The 18,348-nt window shown below is 56.2% G+C and carries 16 protein-coding genes and 1 pseudogene; 11 read left to right on the forward strand and 6 right to left on the reverse strand.

The window, feature by feature from the left end:
• Positions 1-46 precede the first annotated feature (46 nt).
• A complete protein-coding gene (gene pmbA / locus ACMHXI_RS07945; RefSeq protein WP_413734617.1) occupies positions 47-1,390 on the reverse strand; it encodes a metalloprotease PmbA in 1,344 nt (447 codons plus the stop codon).
• Between the two features lie 148 nt (positions 1,391-1,538).
• On the opposite strand from pmbA, the gene yjgA reads away from it, so the two are divergent.
• From yjgA to hydF, 9 genes are all read left to right on the forward strand, one after another.
• Positions 1,539-2,072, forward strand: coding sequence for a ribosome biogenesis factor YjgA (gene yjgA, locus ACMHXI_RS07950; protein ID WP_413734619.1), 534 nt, complete (start codon positions 1,539-1,541; stop codon positions 2,070-2,072).
• A gap of 132 nt (positions 2,073-2,204) precedes the next feature.
• Entirely contained in the window at positions 2,205-2,609 is a 405-nt protein-coding gene (locus tag ACMHXI_RS07955; protein ID WP_025010220.1) for a hypothetical protein, read from the forward strand.
• Between the two features lie 545 nt (positions 2,610-3,154).
• On the forward strand, positions 3,155-4,387 hold the full coding sequence (locus tag ACMHXI_RS07960; protein WP_025888294.1) for a [FeFe] hydrogenase, group A: 1,233 nt from the start codon (positions 3,155-3,157) through the stop codon (positions 4,385-4,387).
• A 10-nt stretch (positions 4,388-4,397) separates the two neighbouring features.
• Positions 4,398-4,715: an iron hydrogenase small subunit gene (locus tag ACMHXI_RS07965; protein WP_025010221.1), complete on the forward strand. Its 318-nt coding sequence runs from the start codon at positions 4,398-4,400 to the stop codon at positions 4,713-4,715.
• Positions 4,716-4,725: 10 nt separating this feature from the next.
• Positions 4,726-5,391, forward strand: coding sequence for a cytochrome b/b6 domain-containing protein (locus ACMHXI_RS07970; protein WP_413734622.1), 666 nt, complete (start codon positions 4,726-4,728; stop codon positions 5,389-5,391).
• A 68-nt stretch (positions 5,392-5,459) separates the two neighbouring features.
• On the forward strand, positions 5,460-6,914 hold the full coding sequence (gene hydG, locus ACMHXI_RS07975) for a [FeFe] hydrogenase H-cluster radical SAM maturase HydG (protein WP_208156738.1): 1,455 nt from the start codon (positions 5,460-5,462) through the stop codon (positions 6,912-6,914).
• Positions 6,911-7,522 (forward strand): hypothetical protein, encoded by a 612-nt coding sequence (locus ACMHXI_RS07980; RefSeq protein WP_071238676.1) that lies wholly within the window; start codon positions 6,911-6,913, stop codon positions 7,520-7,522. Before hydG ends, ACMHXI_RS07980 begins: the two co-directional genes overlap by 4 nt.
• Positions 7,519-8,532, forward strand: a complete 1,014-nt coding sequence (gene hydE, locus ACMHXI_RS07985) for a [FeFe] hydrogenase H-cluster radical SAM maturase HydE (protein ID WP_317058741.1) — start codon at positions 7,519-7,521, stop codon at positions 8,530-8,532. The genes ACMHXI_RS07980 and hydE overlap by 4 nt, the downstream gene beginning before the upstream one ends.
• A complete protein-coding gene (gene hydF / locus ACMHXI_RS07990) occupies positions 8,525-9,757 on the forward strand; it encodes a [FeFe] hydrogenase H-cluster maturation GTPase HydF (RefSeq protein ID WP_413734625.1) in 1,233 nt (410 codons plus the stop codon). Before hydE ends, hydF begins: the two co-directional genes overlap by 8 nt.
• Here the strand turns inward: hydF and ACMHXI_RS07995 are convergent.
• From ACMHXI_RS07995 to ACMHXI_RS08010, 4 genes are read right to left on the reverse strand one after another with little or no spacing between them, the layout of a single operon-like run.
• On the reverse strand, positions 9,717-10,880 hold the full coding sequence (locus ACMHXI_RS07995; RefSeq protein ID WP_413734627.1) for an ABC transporter permease: 1,164 nt from the start codon (positions 10,878-10,880) through the stop codon (positions 9,717-9,719). The genes hydF and ACMHXI_RS07995 overlap by 41 nt on opposite strands.
• Positions 10,877-12,034, reverse strand: a complete 1,158-nt coding sequence (locus ACMHXI_RS08000) for an ABC transporter permease (protein WP_101058394.1) — start codon at positions 12,032-12,034, stop codon at positions 10,877-10,879. The genes ACMHXI_RS07995 and ACMHXI_RS08000 overlap by 4 nt, the downstream gene beginning before the upstream one ends.
• A gap of 2 nt (positions 12,035-12,036) precedes the next feature.
• Positions 12,037-13,011: an HlyD family secretion protein gene (locus tag ACMHXI_RS08005; RefSeq protein WP_028781331.1), complete on the reverse strand. Its 975-nt coding sequence runs from the start codon at positions 13,009-13,011 to the stop codon at positions 12,037-12,039.
• Positions 13,001-14,401, reverse strand: coding sequence for a TolC family protein (locus ACMHXI_RS08010; RefSeq protein WP_144128547.1), 1,401 nt, complete (start codon positions 14,399-14,401; stop codon positions 13,001-13,003). The genes ACMHXI_RS08005 and ACMHXI_RS08010 overlap by 11 nt, the downstream gene beginning before the upstream one ends.
• A 549-nt stretch (positions 14,402-14,950) precedes the next feature.
• On the opposite strand from ACMHXI_RS08010, the pseudogene ACMHXI_RS08015 reads away from it, so the two are divergent.
• Together ACMHXI_RS08015 and ACMHXI_RS08020 are read left to right on the forward strand one after the other, a co-directional pair.
• Positions 14,951-15,159 (forward strand): annotated as a pseudogene (locus ACMHXI_RS08015) (IS630 family transposase); the annotation flags it as partial.
• 215 nt (positions 15,160-15,374) lie between these two features.
• On the forward strand, positions 15,375-15,899 hold the full coding sequence (locus ACMHXI_RS08020; RefSeq protein WP_025011860.1) for a hypothetical protein: 525 nt from the start codon (positions 15,375-15,377) through the stop codon (positions 15,897-15,899).
• Positions 15,900-16,887: 988 nt separating this feature from the next.
• Here the strand turns inward: ACMHXI_RS08020 and tldD are convergent.
• On the reverse strand, positions 16,888-18,336 hold the full coding sequence (tldD, locus tag ACMHXI_RS08025) for a metalloprotease TldD (protein ID WP_028781336.1): 1,449 nt from the start codon (positions 18,334-18,336) through the stop codon (positions 16,888-16,890).
• Between the last annotated feature and the right edge of the window lie 12 nt (positions 18,337-18,348).

Below are 18,348 nucleotides of genomic sequence, written 5' to 3' on the forward strand. Positions count from 1 at the left end.
GATAAAAAAGCCCGCTTTAACTGCGAGCTTTCAGTCTTTGGCAGGCTCAGTTACCGGCTATCTTCATCTCATCGAGCAATATTGCCCCGGTACGGATGCTGGAGCGCAGATCCCTGTCGCTGGAAACCGCCTGCATGGAGCGGTACATCTGCTTCAGGTTACCGGCTATGGTGATCTCCTCGACCGGGAACTGGATTTCGCCATTCTCGACATAGAAACCGGCGGCGCCACGGGAATAGTCGCCGGTGACCATATTCACGCCTTGGCCCATCACCTCAGTGACTATGATCCCGCGGCTCATGGAACGCACCAACTCATCAAAACTGTGGCCGGTATCGGCCAGCGTCCAGTTATAGATGCCGCCGGCATGGCCGGTATTGACCAGTCCCAGCTTGCGCGCCGAGTAACTGGTCAGCAGATAACTCTCCAGTATGCCGTCACGGACTATGTCCCGCTCACGGGTCGCGACCCCTTCGCTGTCATAGTTGGCACTGGCCAGGGCACCCTTGAGATGCGGCTGCTCGGCAATGCTGAACCATTCAGGGAAAATCCGGGTGTGGATAGCATCCTGCAGGAAGCTGGACTTGCGATACAGGCTTGAGCCACTGATGGCGCTGACCAGATGCCCCACCAGACCTGTGGCCACTTCGGGCGCAAACAGCACGGGCATTTTGCCGGTTGCCAGTTTGCGGGCACCGAGACGGGCAACCGTCTTATCGGCGGCCTTAATCCCCACCTGCTCCGGGCTCAACAAGGCGTCGAAGCGGCGGTTGATACCATAGTCATAGTCACGCTGCATATCGCCGTTTTCTTCGGCGCCAATCACCACACAGCTGAGGCTGTAGCGCGAGCTGCAGTAGCCCTGCAGGAAACCATGGCTGTTGCCATAGACCTTGACGCTGTTGTGGGCGTTGGCACTGGCACCATCCGAATTCTTGATCCTCGGGTCTCTGTCCAGCGCTGCAGCTTCGGCGCGAATGGCCAACTCGGCCAACTCTTCCGGGCTGGTGTGACGGGGATGATAGAGAGCCAGATCGGGAAAATCTTTCGCCATCAACTCAGAGTCGGCCAAACCGCTGGCAGGGTCTTCACTGGTATAGCGGGCGATACCATCGGCGGCCTTAACCGCCTGGCGAATCGCCTCCGGCGACAGATCCGAAGTGGAAGAGCTGCCCTTGTGTCCATCGCGATACAGGGTGATTCCCAGCGCGCCATCCTTGTTGAATTCGACCGTTTCCACCTCCTTGAGGCGTGTGGAAACACTCAGACCCTGTTGCTTGCTGATGGCCACCTCGGCAGCACTGGTGCCCAGGCTATTGGCATACTCCAGCGCCATTGCCACCGCGTCTTTCAACGCACTCAGTTCACTATCAATAAAATTTGCAGACACAGGTTTACTCTTGAATTGGCTAAACTGCCCCTAGCATAACAAAAGCCGGCTTTATTCACATAACCACGACAGATCAATTTTGCTGCCGTAGAAGACGAGGCGCCAAGGGGGATGCTACAATCAGCGCCAGTATCAGAGGAAAGACTTTATGAAAATAGTTGGCGATTCAGAGCATTTTAAACAGCCTTATGATGAGGACGAGGACTATATCAGCAAGACCTCGCTCAAACGCGACAGTGAAGAGGCTCAGGATCTGGGCAAGCAGCTGGCAGCGCTGAGCAAGAGTCAGTTGGCCAAAATTGAGCTAGGTGAGTCCCTGTTTGATGCCATCATGCAAACCAAGAACATCAAGCCCAATACCGAGGCCTTCCGTCGTCAGTTGCAGTTTATCGGCAAGCTGATGCGCAACGAAGATCTCGAGGCGATTCAGACCTCGCTTGAGCGGGTACTGAACAAGAACAACGAAGCGGCCGCCAAGGCTCAGGTATTTGAGAAGTTGCGTGACCGTTTGCTCAGTGGTGGCGATGCCAAAGTGCAGTCCTTGCTGGAGGAGCACCCGCAACTGGACAGACAAAAACTCAGGCAACTGGTGCGTCAGGCCAACAAAGAGCTGGCCAAGGGGCCTCAGTCCAAGTCCTCTGCCGAGCTGTTCAAGTATTTGCGCAGCGAATTGGAAGACTGATTCAGTCTACCATACCATAAAAAACGCCGGCCTTGATGCTGGCGTTTTTTGTTGCCAAGACGTTATAATCCGGCGCGGATAACACGGAAAAGTAATACCCCACAGATATCGCATCCAATAAAGGACGGATTAATGCGTAAATTGACTCTTGCCTCACTGGCTTGTACCGGCGCACTGCTGGCAGGCTGTAGCTCAACCCCACAACCCATCATAGCCCAGGAAAAAACCGTCGAAGTGAAAGGCCAAACGCTGAAGCTCGGTGGACGCTATTTTTCCGATAAAAAGAAACTGGAACTGACAGTCAACGGTGACCCCATAATGCGCGGCACCTTCCCCCCATATACTCCAACCCAAAACCTGGGTGGTCGCTATAAAGAGATGGAGATCGACGGCAAGTGCTACTTCGGCTCCGTGCTCGGTAGTCAGGGCGGCGCCTTTGGCATTATTGCCAGCGCGGTGCAATCCTCAAAATCCAGCAACGGCGACAAGTGCGAAATCCTGGTTGACGGTAAAGCCGTCGAAAACCTCTATTTCTAACGCTCAACCCAGCTAGATGTGTCCGTGTTATCCCGCACCACATCTGTGAAATTGGCTGAAGCTGTGCCTAAGGAAGGTGCGAACAAGTCCCATGTGTGCTCTGCGTCGGCTTACAGGCCTGGATGCAAGGCGTGGTTCGCAGCAAATGGCCCTAGTCCTTTGCAAGAAGCACAACACAGCAGGCAGGCCTGTAAGCCACGCCCTTCGGGGCTTTCACAGCAACCGGCTCTCTGCGTTATCCGACTTCGACAGGCCTCGGCATGCCTTCAGTCAGATGCCTTGAACGCCAATTGCTGTGCAAGCCAGAGTGCCACGAGGACTTATTTGCACCTTCCCTAAGTCAAAAAGTCCCATGCCCCTGTTTCACCGGCTAATTTCATCATATTTCATGTAAAAACTTGTGAAATCTCAAGGCTGATCTGCTTTGGATCACAGATAGCGACAAGCCATTCCCTATAATCCCTCCGCCCTTTCCCAAGGGGTATAGCTTTTACATAAGCAATTAGAAAATAAGAATATTATCACGTAAAAAGGAACGCATTGCCATGACAGCAACCAGCTATCAGCCGGGAGAGATCCGCGGACTGATCCAGATAGATGCGCTCAAATGCAAAGGGTGTGACGCCTGCAAACAGTTCTGTCCCACCCATGCTATTGAGGGCGCATCCGGTGCCCCCCATAAGATTGATGAAGAGCGTTGCCTGAGCTGCGGCCAGTGTCTGATCAACTGCCCGTTCGGCGCCATTCATGAAACCCAGAGTGCCTTGGATACTGTGCTGACCAAGCTCAAGGATCCCGATACTCAGGTGGTCGGTATTCTGGCTCCGGCGGTACGGGTTGCCATAGGTGAAGCTTTCAACCTGCCCAAGGGACAACTGCTGACCAACAAACTCTACGGCGCCATGCACCAGGCCGGATTCAGGATCTTCGACTGTAACTTCGCCGCCGACCTGACCATTATGGAAGAAGGCTCTGAGTTCATTCACAGGCTGCATGCCAATGTGCGCCAGGAGCCAGGCGCCGGCAAGCTGCCGCAATTCACCTCCTGCTGCCCGGGCTGGGTTCGCTTCCTGGAAAACGAATACCCCAGCCTGCTGCCACATCTTTCCACCGCCAAGTCGCCGCAGCAGATGGCCGGGACTGTGGCCAAAACCTATGGCGCCAAGGTGTATGAGATGGCTCCGGAAAAGATCTTCACAGTGGCAGTTATGCCCTGCACCTCGAAAAAACTCGAGGCCTCACGCCCTGAATTCAACTCTGCCTGGCGCTTCCATCAGCAACACGGCAGTGATGCCGCCCCTTACGCCGATGTGGATGCAGTGCTGACCACCCGCGAGATGGCTGAGCTGCTCAAGCGCCTCGATATTCATCTGCCGGATGTGGCCGAATATAAGGGTGACAGCCTGTTTGCCCAATATACAGGGGCCGGCACCATTTTCGGTAACACTGGTGGCGTGATGGAAGCCGCGGTGCGTACCGCACACAAGGTGCTTACAGGTGAAGAGCTGGCCAAGCTGGAACTGGCACCTGTGCGCGGTCTGGAAGGCGTCAAGGAAGCCGAACTCACCATTCATGACCAACAGCTCAAACAAGATGTGCAGCTGAAAGTCGCCGTGGTGCACGACATGGGCCGCAATATCCGCCCCTTGCTGGAGCAGGTGATGGCCGGCACGTCCCCCTACCACTTTATCGAAGTGATGAACTGCGCCGGTGGTTGCGTCAACGGTGGCGGTCAACCTATCAACGGCTCAGGCACATCCTGGGTTGCCCAACTGTAAGGAATTGCTCATGACAGACAAGTATCAATTTACCGAAGATGGTTTTCTGTTGTCACGGCGCCGTTTCATGGCCGTGGGCGCTGCGATTCTGGCGCTACTGGCCCTGCCTGTGGGCTGGCTCGGCAACCGTATCGCCAAGCGCAACGAATACATCAAGGCCAGGGCCGATGCCCTCTATATGGATGATGCCATTGCCAAGTACCGTGTCAGCCATGCCAACCCGGCCATTGCCCGCTATTACAGCGAATTTGGCGGTGAGCCGCTGGGGCATCTGTCGCACGAGTTGCTGCACACCCATTTTGTCGATCGCACTCAACTGAAATCCTAAGGAGTCGGCTATGCATCAGGACAATCGTCCCATTCTCAAGCACCCGCTGAATGTTCGGGTGTTCCACTACATCTTGCTGCTGAGCTTCCTGCCACTGGCGGCAACCGGGCTGTTGTTGTTCTTCAAACCCTTGAGCGACAGTGCCATGGGGCTGACCTATGACATTCATATTGTTGCCGGTGTCATCATGGCGCTGGATGCGGTGGCCTTCACCCTGATGGCATTCGACCGTGTTGTGCTGTTCACCAACAGAGTATTCACCTTCGGTGGCAACGATGTGGGTTGGTTCAAGGTACTTGGCGGCTATCCACAGAAGTTTCTGTTGGGCAAGAAGGTCGCCGTGCCTCCTATGCGCAAGTACAACTCTGGACAGAAGCTGTTCGGGGTTTGTGTCCTGCTCGGTGGTACTGCACTGATCATCACGGGCTTGGCGCTGTGGCTGGTTCCCTATGCAATCCCACGCGATACCACCTGGTTGCTGGGGATGATCCACCTGGGTTGTGGCCTGCTGCTGACGGCGTTTTTGCCCGTGCATCTGTTCCTGGCGGTTTATCGCTTCGACGATTTCAAGGCGATGATGCTGCACGGCAAGGTGCCCTACCATGACGCAGCCGAGTACACCCCTCTCTGGGTGCAGGAGGAAGTCGTTCCGGTTGCCGCCAAACGCGCCGAGTAACGCCATAAGTTCCATTTTCCAGGAGCGCAGTTTGACTGCGCTCCTTATCTACAGGAGAGCCACTACAGATGTCAGGCCCTTTGATATCAGACCCGCTTGTATCGGGCCATACAGAAACGATTCAAGTCAAAGACTATAACCCCGCCGTAAATTTTATCGATGATGACGCCATCTGGGGCTTGCTCAATAACAACCGGCAACCCAGCCCGGATACCGTGCGCCAGGTGCTGGAAAAAGCCCGCCGCTTGCAGGGGCTGACGCTGGAGGAAGTGGCGGTTTTACTGCAAAACCAGGATGCCTCCCTGGACGAAGAGCTATTTGCCGTTGCCCGTGGCATCAAGGACGCCATCTATGGCAATCGCATAGTACTGTTCGCCCCCCTGTATGTTTCCAACTACTGCGCCAACGCCTGCAGCTATTGCGGCTTCAGCGCCGACAACCATGACCTGCCACGCAAGACCCTGAGCGAGCAGGAGCTGATCGCCGAGGTGGAAACCCTGGAAGATATGGGCCACAAAAGGATCCTGGCGGTCTACGGTGAACACCCGCGCAATAACGCCCGCGCCATAGTCGACTCCATCAAGACCATGTACAGCGTGCGCAAAGGCAAAGGCGGTGAGATCCGCCGCATCAATGTCAACTGCGCTCCCATGGACGCAGAAGACTTCAAGCTGCTGAAGACGGCCGCCATAGGCACTTATCAGTGTTTTCAGGAAAGCTACCACAGAACGACCTACGAACAGGTGCACCTCAAAGGCCGCAAGAAGGACTTCCTCTATCGTCTCTACGCCATGCACAGAGCCATGGAAGCCGGTATCGACGATGTGGGCATTGGCGTGCTGTTCGGTCTCTATGACCACAGGTTCGAACTGCTGGCCATGCTCGCCCATGTACAGCAACTGGAACAGGATTGCGGCATAGGTCCACATACCATCTCCTTTCCGCGGATTGAGCCCGCCGATGGCTCCAGTTTGTCGGAGCGGCCACCCTATGTCGTCGATGACGCCACCTTCAAGCGCCTGGTGGCCATTACCCGCCTGGCAGTGCCCTACACAGGACTGATTATGAGCACCCGTGAAAGTGCCGAACTCAGACGTGAACTCCTGAGCCTGGGGGTATCACAGATCAGCGCCGGCTCACGTACCACCCCTGGTGGCTACAACCAGGAAGACGATGCGGCTCAATTCAGCCTGGGCGATCACCGCAGCATGGAGGAAGTGGTATTGGATCTGGTCAAGCATAGCCATTCCATCCCCTCATTCTGCACCGGTTGTTACCGCAAGGGCCGCACCGGCGATCACTTTATCGGCCTGGCCAAGCAGCAGTTTATCGGCAAGTTCTGCCAACCCAACGCCCTGATCACCTTCAAGGAATACCTCAACGACTACGCCAGCGAGCAGACCCGCAAAGCCGGTGAGGCACTGATAGCCGCCGAGCTGGATAAACTCAGCCCCGCCAGAAGACGTAATATCGAGGCCTGCCTCACGCGCACAGATGCGGGCGAGAGGGACATCTATCTGTGAAAGGCAAAACTCTGGTACTGGCACCCGGATGCCGTCTCTATGCCGGGCTGCCAAAACAACAGCTGAAATCGGCATTGAGCCGTGCCCGGCGAGTAGCCCTGCATGCCGGCCACTATGCCAATTTCAGCGAAGGGGCGATAGATCAGTTGCTGCGGCAAAGACTGCAAAGCAGCCAGCTGTCGCAGCTGTTGATAGTGACACAAGAGTTACAAAGCGAAGCCGGGCTGGCGTTCGGCAAAATGTTGCGCCCGGAATCCACCGAGGCGGAAATCCTCAAGGAATACCGGGTGTCTCAACATTGGAGCAATCAACTCGCCGCCTCCTGGCCCGAGCAGGTGACGGCGGTCAGCAGTAAACTGGCCGCCAGCGCGCCTTTGCTACTGCTCGATGATCAACTGTTTGTCGGCCATTATGCCCATAGCCCACATCTGGCGCCTTTGGGATTGTGGCTCAAGTTGGACAGCCGCGAGCTGGGGCTGCCACCGGCAGGCCTATGGCAAAGAATGCAAGGCCGCACCAAGGTCGCTGCCACGCCCTGGCAACAGGCGCTGTATCGCTACGCCGATGAGTTGGCGCAGGTGCTGAAACAAGCGGGATCCCAAGCATGAAACCGGCCGAAAATCTGGGTTCAGCAGAAATCAGAGCCTTGCTCTGCGGCGAAGCCGATGACTGGCTGTTTGCCCGTGCCGATGAGGTCAAGCGTCAATACTTCGGTCAAGAGATCTGGCTCAGAGGCATAGTGGAGTTTTCCAGTTATTGCCGCTGCGACTGTCACTACTGTGGCCTGAGAGCCGCCAATCGCGACATTGAGCGTTACCGGCTCAGCCACCAAGAAATCATCGACTCGGCCCTCAAAGTAGATAAAGCCGGCATCGGCACCCTGGTGCTGCAATCCGGTGAAGACAGCCGCTTTCGCCAGGATGGCATAAGCCGCATCCTCAGTACCATCAAACAGCAAACCCAGTTGGCCATCACGCTATCTTTGGGTGAACGCAGCCACAGTGAGCTGGCGCTCTGGCGCGAAGCCGGCGCCGACCGCTATCTGTTGAAACTGGAAACCCTGGATGCCGAGCTCTATAGCCGTCTGCGTCCGGGAAGAGTGCTGGATAACCGCCTAAGGCTACTGGAAACCCTCAAGAGCCTGGGATATGAGACCGGCAGTGGCATTATCTGTGGCCTGCCGGGCAGCAAGAACGATGACCTGGCTGACACCCTGTTGGCGCTCTCAGCCATGGAACTGGAGATGTTGGCGGTCGGTCCCTTCGTCAGTCATCCACAAACCCCGCTGGCAAACACAGCCAACGGCAAGGTGCTTGAGTGCCAGCGAGCCTGCGCCATACTCAGGCTACTCAATCCCGGTGCCAACATTCCTGCCACCAGCGCCCTGGACGCCTTGCAAAAAGGCGCCAGGCTCGAATCCCTGAGCCGCGGCTGCAACGTGCTTATGCCCTCGTTCACGCCACAGAAAGACAGCAGCAAATACCTTATTTACCCCGGCAAGAATGCCTCCGGCTGCCCGCTGGAGCAGCGTCTCGCCGATATCAGACTCAGCCTTAAAGCCCGCGGCTTGTATTGCTCTGCGGACAGAGGCAACGCCAGGAGACAAATTAATGTGTAATTCGGCCCCCAATGCAGCCCCCCGCGGGGTCAGACTGCACATAGTATTGTGTGGTCGTCGCAACGCCGGGAAATCCTCCCTGCTCAATTACTTATCCAACCAACAGAGTGCCATAGTCTCTGAGACCAAGGGCACCACCACAGATGCGGTGCGCAAGCCCTTTGAACTGCATCCGGTCGGCCCGGCTACCCTGATAGATACCGCCGGACTGGACGATACCGGCGCCCTGGGGCTTCAGCGAATAGCCGCCAGTCGCCGGGCGTTGCAACAGGCCGATATCGCCGTCTATGTGCTGGATGAACAGGGGTTGGATGAGTTTGACCGCGACTGGCTGTTACTGCTGCAAAGCTGGCAGCTGCCAATCCTGGTGGTAGCGAACAAGCAAGATCTGGCCCCGTTGCCCGCAGAGCATCAGCACTGGCTCAACGACCAGGGCATCAAGTTCTTATGCCTGTCGACCCAAGAGGCAAAACACCGGGAAGACTTGGTCGAGCAACTGGTTCAACTGGTACCGGCAGATTTTCGTTGCGACCCCGTGCTGGCCGCCGACTGTTACCGCATAGGAGAGCAACTGCTGCTGGTCGCCCCGATAGATTCGGCGGCCCCCAAGGGCAGATTGATTTTGCCCCAGGTGCAGGTTCTCAGAGAAGCGCTGGATAACGGTGCCATTGCCAGCATCTGCCGTGAGTCTGAGCTGGCCACGGCCTTGGCCGCCATGCCCACGCCACCGGCGTTGGTTGTGACCGATGCCCAGGCGGTGAGACAAGTGGCCGCTCAGGTACCCGACAGCATTCCTCTGACCACCTTCTCCACCCTGTTTGCCCGGGCCAAGGGCGATCTACCGGCCCAGCTGCAAGGCGCCGAGATGCTCGAAAGGCTCGAGGATGGCGATCGGGTACTGATCGCCGAGGCCTGTAGCCATGAGGTGCAGGATGAAGATATAGGCAGAGTGAAGATCCCGGCGGCCATCGGCAAATTGACCGGCAAACAGTTGCAGTTCAGCGTCTGTGCCGGCCATGACTTTCCGGCCGATTTGGAACGCTACAAACTGGTAGTGCACTGCGGCGCCTGTATGTTGGGGCGGGTGGAGATGCAGCGGCGCATTCTCGAATGTCGCCGCCGCGGCGTCGCCATCACCAACTATGGGCTGGTGTTGGCCAAGGCCAGTGGCGTGCTGGAAAGAGTCAGTTCGCCGCTGCTGCCAGTTGACGCCGACGCCAACTAACGCCCCAAACCGCCAGAGGGAAGAACAGCAACAATAGCCCCCAGAGCTGTAACCATTTGGGGGCAATAACCGCCCAATCGGCTCCCATCTGGTTCAGCTGCAACATTCCCATAATCGCCGGCACAGCCGGGATCACCTGCGACAGCCATACCAAGGGCTCAGGGATCAGTGCCAAAGGCCAGACAAAGCCACTGACAAACAGGATGGGCATGGATACCAGCAGCAGGATCTGGGTCGGCAACTCGCGCCTGACAAACAGGCAGCTGAGCGCTACCCCGGCGCTGGCCGTGGTCAGCAGGAAAGGCAACATCAGCAACAATACCTGACCAAGACTCACCTGCAAACTCACCTGATAGAAGTAATAACACCAGCCAATATAGAGCGCACTGAACAGGCAATAGAGCAAGCCGAAGGCCAACACCCGAGCACTGACCAGCATCAAGGGGCTGACCCGGTTCCAATAGCCCGGCTGGCGCCACTGACCGGCGCCGAGTATGCCTGTGCCTATTAGCAAGGTCTGGTGCAAAATCAGCAGAAACAATCCTGGCACCACATAGGGGGTATAACCCAAACCTTTATTGAATGCGGGTACGGCATTGAGTTTAATCGGCGCCAGACTCTGGGCCGCGGCCTCAGGGCTCTGGCCCGAGGCCAATAGTCCCTTGAGCTGGATCTGCTTGCCGGCATCCATACCGGCACTCACCAAACCTTCTACCACAGCGGAATAGATCAGGAAGTAACTGGCATCACCGCCGAAGCTCAAAGTCGCGCCCCGTCCCAGCAACAGATCGCGGCGAAAATCAAACGGGATCACCAATAAACCATGGGCGCGGCCATCGGTGACCCAGGCCTTGGCTTCGTCGATGGAGCCGACCCGACCGACGACCTGGATACGGGCACTGGCATCGGCGTGACGGATAAGCCGCCGTGACAGCGAGGAGTTATCGTGATCCACCACCACCAACTGCTGCTCTGTGGGCACCTGATGCAGATAAGGCAAGGGATAGAGCACGGCATAGAAGAGCACGCCGCCAAACAGGGTCAAAGAGATCGCCTTGTCACGCACCAAGGCGCGTAAATCCAGCCAGATCAACTGCCATAACGAGAGGGACTTGGCTGTCATAACGTCTCCTCAAGCGGCAACTGCGACTGCAGCACCCTGGCATAACGACGGGCAAAGAACCAACTGGGGATCAACAGCAGCAGAAAGCCGAGATAACCCAGCGCCTGAGGCAGCAAGCTGGCCGGACCGGCGCCATAGCTCACCAACGCAACATGAGACTCTATATAGTGGCTTGATGGCATCAACAGACGCCACCACTGCGCCAGCAGCGGCATTTCTCCGGTCGGGAAGGTAATGCCCATAAAGGCAAAGGCGGGTGCAAACAGCGCAGTGCAAAAGCTGATCACCCTGGCGCTGTCGGCCAGCATAAAGAAAATCCCCTGCACCCAGAGCCAGACCGCCATCAACATTAAGATCTGCATAGGCAGCAGCCACAGGAGTTGCCCGGCTATCGGCAGCCCCAGCAGTTGATACAACAGCACCAAAATAAAGCCGCCGTGCAACAGCATAAAGGCGCCGTTGACCATAAACTTACTCAAAAGCACTGAGGGCATACCCAGGCGGAAGCATTCGCCCAAGGTATCCTGGCGCAGCTCACGGTTGAGACTGCCGGCAAAAGCCAACATGGCCAGCAGTTGCCACAGAGCTATCAGAACAGGCGGCACCAGGAAGCCGACATAGTTGTTATTGCGGTTGAACAGCGCCGTGGTTTGGGTGCTTACAGGGCTGAGGTGCACCTCAACCTGGGACGGGTTGACGCCTGCCGCCAGTTGCTTGAGCCTGGCCACCTGCTGCAAACCATCGGCCAGGGTCAGTTGCAACTGACTGGCCAGCAGTTTGCCCACCAGCAAAAACTGGCCGTTGTAGCGCAGGTCTATGGTGGGAGTGTGCCCGGTCAGCAGTTCCTGCTTCAAACCATAGGGCAAGATGACCAAGGCATAGACCTCGCCGCGGCGCATCGCCTCGACCGCCTCGTCCAGCGCCAGATAGCGCCTGGGGGCGGTGACAGGATTAGCCTCAAGATGACGCCCAAGCTCACGACTGAGGCTGGAGTTGTCCTGATCCACCAGCGCCACCGGCAACTGCCTGGGCAACCCGGCGGAAAACAACCACCAAAGACAGAGCACACCGATAAGCGGCAGATAGCTTATCAGTGCCAGCTGCCAGGGATCGCGCCAGACAGCCTGCCACTCTCGCCGAAGCAACTTCTTCATAATCAAGACTTTTCAAGTAATACTGACATGCCCACCCGCAGATCGGCTACCGGCTCCAGCGGCCTGAGCTCCACTTCAAAGGTACGCATATCAAAGTCGTGGCCACTCTCGGTCGCCCGCCAGGTGGCGAAGTCGCCCAGCACACTGATGTGGCTGACCTCAAACTCGACACTACGTTGCAGCGCCGGCAGTGTCAGGGTCATACGCTCGCCCTTCTTGAACTGCTTGAGCTGATCCTCTCGCACCTGAAACACGGCCCAGGCATCTGTCATATCCACCAAACTGACCACAGGAAAACCACTGGGTGCCAGCTCGCCCACCTGCAACAGCACCTCGGTGATTTCACCGCCCTTGGGCGCGCGCATCTGGCTGTCGGCGAGTATCGCACTGACCTCTTTCACTGCGCCTTCGGCCATCCGGGCATTACCGGCCGCGGCGGCCTTGGTTTCTTCCCGGGCGCCCTCTTCGGTCATTTGATACATGGCATAGGCGGCCTGCTCGGTATACTTGGCGGCCTGATATTGGGTAAAGGCTTCATCACGCTTTTGCCGGGCAAGTACGCCATCGCGGAACAGGTTTTCTACCCGGTCGAAGGTAGTCTTGGCCAGCTCACTGGCGGCCTTGGCCTTGAGCCACTGCTCGCGGGAGGCGGCAACCTGCTGCTTACGGGCACCGCTGTCGGCTTCCTGCTGCATCGCCTTGGCGGCATCGCGGCCACCCTCGGCTTGCATCAGCTTGGCATTGAGCTCGGGGCTGTCGATGGCAAACAGCAGATCCCCTTCACTGACACTGTCTCCGCGGCGCACCAACACCTGCTCTACCCGGCCCGGCACCTTGGAAGACACATTGTATTCCCTGGCCTCTATCTGCCCCTGCAACAGCTGTGGCTTGGGGGAGTAAGCCAGGATCAGCCCATATACCAGCGCCGCCACTATGGTTACCAGGGCCACTATGGCCACCAAAGGATTAACCCGCATCCTGTATCTCCTGCTTGTCACTGCGTCCGATAAATTCATCCAACTGGCCACTGACCGCCATCAAGCGGGCATAGGCCTGAACATAACGATATTGAGCCGCCAACTGCTTGGTGCGTACCGCACTGAGTTTGAGCTCGGCATCCACCCTGTCGATGGAGGTAGACAGCCCTTGATTGAAAGCCAGTTCCCGCAGCTTGAGGTTTTCCTCTGCCAGCGCCAGAGAGCTGTTCAAGGCATTAACCTCCTCTTCGGCCTGCAGCAGTTGGCGATAGCTCTGATCCACCAACAGGCTGAGATCCTGACGGGTTTGTGCCTTGGTGTATCTGGCCTGCAGCAAGGCACTCTTGGCCGCCTGCACCTTGCCACTGCGACCATCACGGGACAGCAGCGGCACCTTGACCCCGACGCCTACCATCCAGTCGGGTTCGACCTTGGAAAACAGGCTGTCGTCTTCATAGAGGGTGTAGTTACCGTAGAGGAAAACCGTGGGGAAGTATTTTCCCTTTTCCATATCGACCAGACCCTGAGCCTGAGTCTCTTTCGCCTCCAACAAGCGCAAGGCTGGATGCTGCTTCAGCGTCAGCTCGGTCAATTGCGGCAATGAAGGGGAGCTTGGCGCCATAAACAGCGGCGACTTGGTGGCGATATCAGTCTGGTGCAGCAGGCGTGACAGGGCTATCAGCGCCATCTCATGGCGGCGTTTGGCACTGCCGAGGTCGACCTTGGCCTGATCCAGTGCCACCTGGGCATTGAGGCGCTCGACTCTGGCGATCTGCCCCTGTTGTTCCAGTTTTTCAGCGTGGCTGTAATGCTTTTCCAGCGATGCCACCAGCTGAGCCTGGGTCTGCACCAAAGCCTGGGTCACAGTGACGGCATAGTATCTGTCTACCAGAGTGGTAAATAGCTCACGCCGCGCCAACTCCAGTTGCTGCTTCTTCTCAGCCACCTGAGCCGCCTGAATGCCTTGAGCGGCAGAGATCTGGCCACCGGTATAAATCGGCCACATCGCCTGTAAGCTGGCTCGGAACACATCCTGCTCGGTGAAAGGAGTCACAAACAGCGAGCCAGGCAAAGAACCAATAATGCCACCTATGGCTGGCGGCAGAGTGGCGGGATCCATAGAGGCGAGAGGATTGAGATCGCGCAGATCCAGCTCTATCGGTTTTTCCAGCCTGGTATAGCTGCCGTTGATGTTGAGCGATGGCAGGTTAAGGTCGCGCCCGGCCTCTTGCTGCGCCTCGGCGCGGCTGACTTCCTGGCCTTCGGCGGCCAGCTTATCGCTCACCTCCAGCAACTGTTGCCAGGCCGAGGCAAAACTATAGTCTGCGGCAAGCGCAGGCTGAGCCGCCAGCGGCCACAACAGCAACCAGGCAAATTTGGTCAATTTCATCTACACCCCTAGAGTAAAAACTCTAATTCCTGAGCAAAAAGGATATCATCCTCGCTTGTCGGCCACCAGTTAACCTTGCTGCGCGGCGGCGCGAGGCCTCCAAGGCCTGTCGAAACCTGGGTAAAAAAACAGACAAGCCACTGGATCCTAGTCTTTTTTAAGCTGTATTGAAACTAACACTAAGAGTGAAGCTTGCCGACGATTATCTCGCCAAGTATGAGAAATGGGTTATACCCACCAAGATCTTTAGCTAATCTGCTGCGTATAGCAGCAGTTTCCAGACTTTATGCCGAGCAGTCGTATCGGCGAACCTGCACCGAGGAAATGGGCGTATGTCTGCACGAGTCCCTCCAGACTCCAAAATGTGACTCAACTGGCTTATCAACACCATGAATTGTTACCTCACAGCCCATCAACAAGTTAGCCTGAGACATTGACCAGACACATTGGCCCGAGAGATTATTCAAGTACATTGAGAAACTGCTTAGTTTTAAACAGAATGCTGGCCAAACAAAACCGGAAAGCTGGTCAAAAAAGGCGGACTACCGGCTCAAACACAATTCCAGGTTCAAGCTACTGTTTCACCTGTATACTCACCTCGGATTAACAAGATAGAGCGCTTATGGCTGGCGCTGCATGAAACGGTCACGCGCAATCATAGTTGCAAGACCATGCTGAAACGCCTCAGCAGGGTATGGCGATTTATGGAAACGGTTTCACCATTTCCTGGCAGCGGACACGGCACAGCGGAAATGTAGCAGTATTAGGATCTGTTGTTTAGTCGAGGGTGTGTGAAACATCAAAAAGATCTGGCTGTCTTGTCTTTCTTTACCAGCGGCTCAATTAACAGCGAAAACCCTGATGGAACCTGCTTATCTGGGATTGATTTGATCTACAAGGCCATTGCTGCACCCAAGGGGGAGCTAAGATTTCGGGCCGAGCCCCTGCTGGCTGGAAACCATAAACAGTCGAGATGAGTAATGATATGTTAACAGAGCAACAACACAAATTTATTCTGAGCGAAGTATCACAACCCGTGATTACCATTGCCCGCGAGGTCGATTTTGCCGAGCGCTATGCCTCCATGTTGGTGCGCTTTCCTAAACTCCCTGGCGATTTTAATCCTAAGGTGCCGACGGAGCGTCGACAGGCATTGGTTGCCCAGTTCCCTTACCCGATTCGCTTTTACAAAAGCGAGGGGGGATATTACAAGCTAAATGCCAAAAAGTTCGCCTACCCCCATATGAGGCTTATGATGGAGATGCTGCAGTGGGTAGTGTTCAACTTTGACTTGTGGCGTGAAGATAAGCGAATTGGTGGCGGCACTTATCAACAGATTGCCGTGGCCGAGCGGTTAGCGCGAGGTGAAAAGATAGATTGGGATAAAGACTGGCGTACACAACACCAGCCATGGTGCTATAACGAAACACAATTACAAACTGTGCTAACAGAAAGTTTTGCGCTATTTGATGACCTTTGCAAACAATTACCGGATTAGTCATTTGATGCGGGTTAACTGTTTGCTGGCAAGCTGATTGGCATTGATTGGTTTAAGTCTAACGGGCTGCACCTTATTACCATACCAGGCTTCTGATGGTGTTAAACCCGGCTATCATGATATGCCATTACCCGGAGGTTGTATTGAGAAAGATTTGACTGTCCTGTCTTTTGGCTGTCCTGTCTTTTGGTAGATTTAAACTTTACAGAATGTCACCAACTTCCCCCTTAGGTGTCGCCAATAGGCATTGGCCGAGCTTCCGGCTACGGTGCAGCCCATCACCTGCGGTTCGCTCTCGCACAGGCGATCCTGTGACACGGCGTGAATACGTCCCTGTAGCCTCGTCGAAAACATCCCTGTTTTCGACGGTCACAGTCCCGCCTATGCCTGGAAAATAGGTGTATGTTTGTGGAATTTCAAGTAACGCTATGATTGCAGAGTTGCACCGACTTTCCCCCTCGGTGTCGCCGACAGCCGTTGGCGCAAATAACGTGGCTGAGGCAAGGATGCCGAAGCAGCGACAGTCGAATCAGGGATGAGCGTCTGAAGCGCTAGTTATTTGCGCCATTAGGCCGAGGGGCTTTCGACACCGTGTGGGGCGGCAAGGGAGATCCAAGAGGGGATTGCTGTTGTTCCCCTCTTGGTCGGGTGTGGGGCGAAGCTCCACGACTTTATGCCGCTGGCACAGCGGCTAATATCAAATATACAAGACACCCTAAACACTTTCCGAGCTGCAAGGAAGCCCGCTGCAAAGTGTCTGAGACTCTCTGAGACGCTCACTTTCGGAGGTTCATGCAGAATTGTCCTTGCCAGGCCTGCCTGCGGCAGGCTTAAGCCTGTTTCTGCAAAGATCACAATCGATTTAGATTAATAGGGATGCATTTGCTCCGGGACTTTCTGCCGTCACAGCGGCTATCAACTTCGCCCAAGAGCAATGCAGGAACCAGCGCTAAACTCAGCTGCCGAATCAGGGATTCGACAGCATTTCTCAGGCTGTGCCGCCGACCGTCAGACGGTCCAGTTTAAGCGTTGGCTGCCCAACCCCGACCGGGACACTCTGGCCGTCTTTACCGCAGACGCCGACGCCTTTGTCGAGTTCAAGATCTGTGCCCACCATGGAGATCTGCCCCATGGCTTCCGGGCCGTTGCCTATCAGGGTCGCGCCCTTTACCGGACTGGTGATCTCGCCGTTTTCAATCAGGTAGGCTTCAGAGGCCGAGAACACAAACTTACCCGAGGTGATATCCACCTGACCGCCACCAAAGTTGGGGGCGTAGAGGCCTTTTTTCACCGACTTGATAATATCTGCGGGCGCCGACTCTCCGGCCAGCATATAGGTGTTGGTCATCCGCGGCATAGGCAAGTGAGCGTATGATTCGCGGCGGCCATTCCCGGTGGGCTTTTGCCCCATCAGACGGGCATTGAGCTTGTCCTGCATATAGCCCTTGAGAATGCCGTTCTCAATCAGCACTGTCTTGTGCGCCGGGGTACCTTCATCATCTATGGTCAGCGAGCCACGGCGGTTTTCCAGCGTGCCATCGTCCACCACAGTGACCAACTTGGAGGCCACCTGCTGGCCAATCTTACCGCTGAAGGCGCTGCTGCCCTTACGGTTGAAGTCACCTTCCAGACCGTGGCCAACCGCTTCATGCAACAAGACTCCGGGCCAACCTGCGCCCAGAACCACAGGCATTTCACCGGCAGGGGCGTCTATCGCCTGCAGGTTGACCTGTGCCTGACGCACGGCCTCGCGGGCAAAGGCAAAACACATGGGCAAGCCGTCATCAGCGGCAGCCATCAGGGTTTGATAGTGGTGACGACCACCGCCACCGGCACCGCCCCGTTCACGGCGACCGTTTTCTTCGAGGATCACAGAGCAGTTGAAGCGTACCAGCGGCCGGATATCCGCCGCCAGAGTACCATCGCTGGCAGCTACCAGTATCTCTTCATGCACTCCGGCCAAGCTGACCACCACTTGAATGATGCGACTATCCAAGCTACGGATATAGGCATCCGCTTCCTTGAGCAGGGCAATTTTACGGCCCTCTTCCAGTGCCGCTATCGGATCTTCACTCAGATACAGCGCCTTGGCGCCGCGGCGCTTCCAGGCCTGAGTTTGATAGCTGCCCCCAGTCTGGGCTATGCCTCTGGCGGCATCGGCGGCGGCGGCCAAGGCCTTGGGGGTTATCTCATCGGCGTAGGCGAAACCTGTCTTTTCACCACTGATGGCTCGGACACCGACACCGCGCTCAATATGAAAACTGCCTTCCTTGACTATGCCATCTTCCAGCACCCAGGTTTCATGACGGCTGCCCTGAAAATAGAGATCGGAAAAATCCACCTGGTGTTGGTGGATTCGCTCCAGGTAAGTTTGCAGATCGTCGAGGTGCAGTCCCTCTTGCAGTAAACTCTGTCCCACTTGGGTTAAAAATGGCATTGGGTCTCTCTC

Origin of the sequence: Shewanella sp. BJSY2023SW005 (genome assembly GCF_047314585.1) — a bacterium.
GTDB classification, from domain to species: domain Bacteria; phylum Pseudomonadota; class Gammaproteobacteria; order Enterobacterales; family Shewanellaceae; genus Shewanella; species Shewanella algae.